Annotated in this window: 6 protein-coding genes; all 6 read left to right on the forward strand. The window is 68.6% G+C overall.

All coding sequences use genetic code 11. The annotated features are described in order from the left end of the window. The first annotated feature begins 55 nt into the window (after positions 1–55). The 6 genes from ACP56T_RS21685 to ACP56T_RS21710 all read left to right on the forward strand — a co-directional run bounded on the left by ACP56T_RS21685 (position 56) and on the right by ACP56T_RS21710 (position 5,733). The gene (locus tag ACP56T_RS21685) at positions 56–1,663 is read left to right on the forward strand and encodes a TolC family protein (protein ID WP_238231518.1); all 1,608 of its coding nucleotides are present in this window, start codon (positions 56–58) and stop codon (positions 1,661–1,663) included. 32 nt (positions 1,664–1,695) lie between these two features. Next, entirely contained in the window at positions 1,696–3,117 is a 1,422-nt protein-coding gene (locus tag ACP56T_RS21690) for a multicopper oxidase family protein (RefSeq protein ID WP_063112023.1), read from the forward strand. A gap of 170 nt (positions 3,118–3,287) precedes the next feature. Then, positions 3,288–3,572 carry a copper-binding protein gene (locus ACP56T_RS21695; protein WP_012454462.1) on the forward strand — a complete coding sequence of 95 codons (285 nt, stop codon included), beginning with the start codon at positions 3,288–3,290 and terminating at the stop codon, positions 3,570–3,572. A 71-nt stretch (positions 3,573–3,643) separates the two neighbouring features. Further along, positions 3,644–4,354: a copper-binding protein gene (locus ACP56T_RS21700; RefSeq protein WP_430914092.1), complete on the forward strand. Its 711-nt coding sequence runs from the start codon at positions 3,644–3,646 to the stop codon at positions 4,352–4,354. Between the two features lie 105 nt (positions 4,355–4,459). Continuing rightward, positions 4,460–5,098, forward strand: a complete 639-nt coding sequence (locus tag ACP56T_RS21705) for a c-type cytochrome (RefSeq protein WP_009864849.1) — start codon at positions 4,460–4,462, stop codon at positions 5,096–5,098. Between the two features lie 95 nt (positions 5,099–5,193). Then, the gene (locus tag ACP56T_RS21710; RefSeq protein WP_430914093.1) at positions 5,194–5,733 is read left to right on the forward strand and encodes a glycosyltransferase; all 540 of its coding nucleotides are present in this window, start codon (positions 5,194–5,196) and stop codon (positions 5,731–5,733) included. Positions 5,734–5,852 lie beyond the last annotated feature (119 nt).

The raw sequence follows: 5,852 nt of genomic DNA on the forward strand, positions 1-5,852 counted from the left end.
TGCCCGGCATGAACATGCCCGGCATGGGCGGCAAGCGCGACACGGGAGGGCGGTGATGGGACCCGCCTGTAACCAAACCCCGCCCGCCCCCGGACTAACCCACAAAGGGAACTCACGGATGACCTTGCCTCAGACTCGCGGGTCCGGCGCCCGCCGGGGAGCCGCAGCGTCGCTCGGCCGTCGCGCCCGGACCGCTGCCCTCCTGGCGTCGGTCGGGGTGCCGCTTGGCGGCTGCGTGGGCTTCTCGGCCGACGGCGGTCTCGGACCGGCGCACAGCTACGCCGCCCTGGAGTTGAGGAAGGACATCGTGAAGGTGTCCGACGAGATCGCCGCGACCGGCGCGGCGGCGCGCGCGGACCAGCTGCTGCGGCGCCCCCTGACGCCCGACAGCGCGGTTCAGGTCGCCCTCCTGAAGAACCGCGCCCTGCAGGCGTCCTTCAACGACCTCGGCGTGTCGGAAGCCGAGTTCGTCCAGGCGACCTTGCCGCCGGTCCCCCGGCTCTCCCTCAGCCGGACCGGGGGCGATTTCACGCTGGAGGTCGAGCGCTCCCTCACCGCGAGCCTCATCGAGCTCCTGACGCTGCCCGTCCGCATCCCCATCGCCCAGAACCGTTTCAGGGCGGAGCAGTACCGCACGGTCGGGCAGGTGCTGCGGCTCGCCGGCGAGGCGCGGCGCCAGTTCTATCGCACGGTGTCGGCGAACCAGTCCGTCGCCTACCTGGAGCAGGCGCTCGCGAGCGCCGGCTCCGCCTCCACCCTGGCCAAGCAGCTCGGCGAGACGGGCGCGCTGAACAAGCTGGAGCAGGCGCGCGAGCACGCCTTCTACAGCGAGCTCGGGGCGCAGCTCGCCAAGGCGCGCGTCCTGCAACGGGTCGAGCGCGAGAAGCTGATCCGCCTGCTCGGCCTCTGGGGGCGCGAGATCGACTTCAAGCTTCCGAACGGCCTGCCGTCGCTGCCCGGCCGGTTGGTGAGCGGCACCCAGATCGAGGCCGAGGCAATCAAGAAGCGCGCGGACATCCAGACGGCGCGCTTCGAACTCCAGTCGCTCGCGGGCCAGTACGGCCTCAACCAGGTCAGCGGCTTCATCAACGTGCTCGATGTCGGCTACTCCGACCGCTACGAGCGCGCGAAGGCCTTCGAGCCGAACGAGCAGGGCGGCTTCAACGTCACTCGCGACAAGAGCTTCGGGCGCGGCTACTCCATCGACCTGGTCATCCCGATCTACGACTTCGGGACGACGGTCGTGCGCGGCGCGCGGGAGGCTTATCTCGGCGCCGCCCATCGCCTCGCGGAGAAGGCGGTCAACGCCCGCTCTGAGGTGCGCGAGGCCTACCAGCGCTACCGCGGCCAGTACGACATCACCCGTCACTACCAGGGGAGCGTTCTGCCCCTGCGCAAGACGATCCAGGACCAGGCGTTGCTGCAGTACAGCGGCATGCTGATCGACGTCACCACCCTGATCATCGACGCCCGCTCTCGGATCCTGAGCAACATCCAGGCCATCGAGGCCCAGCGCGACTTCTGGATCGCGGCGACCGACCTCAGGGCGGCCGTCATCGGCGGGGGCTTCACCGGCGAAGGCTTCGGCGGCGAATCGGCCGGGTCCGAGGCGGTGGCCGGCGGCGGTGGCGACACCCTCGCTTCCGCCACGCCCGGCGGCTGATGCCGCATCGCACGAGACCCATGGAGAAACCGATGACTGACATTTCGCGCAGGAACCTGCTCGGGGCCGGCGGACTGGTCCTCGCAGGGACGTCCATGATCAGCGGGCGGACGCAGGCCGCCGGCCTGCCCGAGGCGCCCTCGATGGACAAGGCAACGACACAGCCGCCCCTCGTGCCCACCACCGGGGTGGACTACCAGCCGGTGGTGACGCTGAACGGCTGGACCCTACCCTGGCGCATGCGCGGGGACTGGAAGGAGTTCCACCTCGTGGCCGAACCCGTGGTGCGCGAGATGGCCCCTGGGATGAAGGCCCATCTCTGGGGCTACAACGGCCAGTCGCCGGGTCCGACCATCGAGGCGGTCGAGGGCGACAAGGTCCGCATCTTCGTCACCAACAAGCTGCCGGAGGCGACCGCCGTGCACTGGCACGGCCAGACGCTGCCCAACGGCATGGACGGCGTGGCGGGCCTGAACCAGCCCGGCATCCCGCCGGGCAAGACCTTCGTCTACGAGTTCATCCTCAGGCGCTCGGGCACCTTCATGTACCACCCCCACTCGGACGAGATGGTCCAGATGGCGATGGGCATGATGGGCTTCTTCGTCGTGCATCCGCGCGACCCGGCCGAGCGGCGGGTCGACCGCGATTTCGTCTGGCTCCTGAACGCCTACGACATCGAGGCCGGGTCGTACGTGCCCAAGGTCAACACGATGCTCGACATGAACATGTGGTGCTTCAACAGCCGGGTCTGGCCGGGCATCGACCCCATGGTCGCGCGCCAGGGCGACAAGGTGCGGATGCGCTTCGGCAACCTGACCATGACCAACCACCCGATCCACGTGCACGGGGTCGACTTCAAGGTCACGGGCACCGACGGCGGCTGGATCCCGCCCGAGCGCCAGTGGTTCGAGGTGTCCGCTGACGTCGCGGTCGGCCAGATGCGGGCCATCGAGTTCAACGCCGACAACCTGGGGGACTGGGCGGTCCACTGCCACAAGTCGCACCACACCATGAACGCCATGGGCCACTCGGTGCGCACCTACATCGGCGTGAACCTGAAGAGCACGGCGAAGCGCATCCAGAAGATCGCGCCCGGCTACATGCCGATGGGCTCGACCGGCATGGGCTCCATGGCCGAGATGGAGATGCCGCTGCCCGAGAACACGCTGCCGATGATGACCGGCGCCGGCCCGTTCGGATCGGTCGAGATGGGCGGCATGTTCACCGTGCTGAAGGTCCGCCCCGACGTGGCGCCCGGCGATTACAGGGATCCGGGCTGGTACCAGCACCCAGAGGGCACGCTGGCCTACGAGTGGACCGGCGAGCCCCTGCCCGAGCCGACGCGGGCGCCGGACACGCCCAAGGGCCGGAAAGCCCGCGAGACCGACCTGCGCGTGGTCGACCCGCGCAAGCGCCGGACGGCCTCCAACCCGGGCGGTCACGGAAACCACTGAGCCGGCGATGCCGGATGTCTTCCAAGCTTCCGCCGGAACGACGCCCCGATGCGGGCGGGCACCGCCGGACGGGTTCGGGTGGACCTAGTCCGCCCGAAAGCCGCTGCGCGGGCGCCATCGCCCCTCAACAAGTGCCCGTGCAGCGGCACAACGACCATCAGGAGAATACGATGAGGAAGGTACCTCCCTTCGCCCTCGCCGCGCTGCTGGCTCTGGCGAGCCCGGCCTGGGCGCAATCGGTCAAGGCCACGGTCACGAAGGTCGACCCGGCCGCCGGCAAGGTCACGCTGGACCACGAGCGCATTCCGAAGCTCGACATGGACGCCATGACCATGGCCTACAAGGTCAAGGACCCGGCGATGCTCAAGGACCTGAAGTCCGGGGACAAGGTCGAGTTCGACGTCGACGAGGCCGGCGGCCAGTACACCGTCACCCAGATCCAAAAAGCCAAGTAGCGCCTCGAACGGGCCCGCCGCGCGGGCACGCCCGATCACGCGCGGCGGCCCCATGCCGCGGAGGAAATCACATGCGACGTCTATTGCTGTCGGCCGCCATGAGCGTGGCGCTTGCGAACCCGCTCTCGGGCGGGGCCTGGGCCCAACCCGCCAAGGGTGCCCCGGCCGCCCTGGAGCGCGTGCGCGAGGTCATGGCGGACCGGTTCAAGAACCTCAAGCTGACCGGGGACCCGGATCGGGACTTCGCCGAGCTCCTGATCGCGAGCTACGAGCAGACCCTCTTCCTCGCCAAGGCGCAGCTCGACTACGGCGGCGACCGCCAGCTGCGCGAGACCGCGCAGAAGATCCAGGACGAGCAGCAGCAGAAGATCGACGCCCTCAAGGAGTGGCAGGTCCGGAGCCGGCAGTCGGACTACCGGCCGCAGCCGAACCAGACGCCGTCCGGCGAGGGTCCGCTGGACCGCAAGGCGCAGGCGGGCGGCTCGACCCAGCCCGCGTCGCCGTCGCCCGCTCCGGCGTCCCCCGCCAAGACTGCCGCGGCCCAGCCCCCTGCCAACACGCCCCTCGTGAGCGGGACCGTCCAGAAGGTCGACGAGGCCGCCGGCAAGGTCACGCTGGACCACGAGCGCATCCCGAACATCGACATGGACGCCATGACGATGGCCTACCGGGTTGCCGACCCTGCCATCCTCAAGGGGGTGAAGGCCGGGGACCGGGTCCGGTTCTCCGCCGACCGGGTGAACGGGCAGCTTGCCATCACGCGCATCCAGAAGGCGCGGTGAGAAGACGGATCCGACGAGAGCGCTCATCCCAGTTCGTCCGACGCCCCCCCCCCGCACCTGACGCGTGGGCGGCCCGTCTCTGAACCGGTCACTCAGGACACATCCATGCAAACCGCCAAGATCGCCTTCCTCACGTTGCTCTCGGCCGGCATCCTGGCGACGGTCGCCGCCGCGGCCGTGATCTACGCGGGCGTCTTCAACGTCGCCGCGACGGAGCCGCACTGGGCCCTGACCTCGTGGGTGTTGGAGACGGCACGGGTGCGCTCGATCCGAGCCCACGCGGCCGGCCTGCTGCCGCCGGCGGGCTACGACGAACAAGCCAAGCTGGTGCCGGCCGTCGGGCACTTCGCCGAGCATTGCGCCACGTGCCATGGCGGACCGGGCACCAAGCGCAACGAGGTCGCGGAGGGCATGTATCCTGAGCCGCCGAATCTCAAGGAGGCCGCGAAGCGCTACAGTGCGGGCGAGCTGTTCTGGATCCTGAAGAACGGGATCAAGATGAGCGGCATGCCGTCGATGGCGAGCGACGGGGACGAGATGCTTTGGGCGACGGTCGCGCTGCTGCGGAAGCTGCCGGAGATGACCGACGACGAGTACAACGACCTGTGGATGCAGGCACAGGCAGGCGACGCTCATGCCGGAATGAACCACGGCGCCGCCGGGACGGACGGCACGAAGGCAGCGGAGAACCCCTCCAGCACAGCGCAGCCGGACGGCGGCGCGCGCCACAAGCACAACCATTAGCGGGAGCCGTACGACGCCGGCGCCGAGGCAGGGTACTTCCTGTGAATGCTCCACCTGCTTCCGACAGGCCGAGACCTGTTCCGCGTAGAATTCTGATGTACGTGCACGCCCTCGCAGGCGGCGGAGCAGAACGCGTGTGGGCAATCCTCGCCACTGAATTCTGCAGGTTCGGACATGAGGTAATTGTGGCCGTTGATTACGAGGCCAGGGAAAACCTGGCTTACTTGAGCCCCGATGCTCGGCTTGTCGTGTTAGGAGGCGGACATCTACGCTCAACGGCGCGTCTCGCCGGGCTGATACGTCGCGAACGGCCAGACGTCACGATCTCCGCGCTGGCCTCCTCGAACCTCAAGCACACGGTGGCAGCGGCCTTGGCTGGCCGCTTGCGCCGGAGCATCATCACGTATCACGGCTATAAGGCGAACGAGCGTGGGCTCCTCAGCCGCATCGGCTACCTGGCCACGCCGCTTCTCACCCGGATGGCCGCTCATACGATCGCCGTCTCGGACGGGCTTGCCCGATACCTGCAGGACAGGCTTGCGGCCAATCCGAGCCGCTTGAGCCGGATCTACAATCCGGTCCTCCACAATCGCGCGGCGGAGAAGTCGCCTACCCGGACAGTGCCGGTTATGTGATTAGGCGTGGAATAAGGACCCCGTTTTTGGGGTAATCGGCGTCCAAACGGGACCCCAGGACAAGTCATCCACACTGCCTTCCGGCTCGAACGGGAGGCTTGCGCGGGATGTTGGTCGTG

Source organism: Methylobacterium endophyticum (genome assembly GCF_050591105.1).
Classification (GTDB): domain Bacteria; phylum Pseudomonadota; class Alphaproteobacteria; order Rhizobiales; family Beijerinckiaceae; genus Methylobacterium.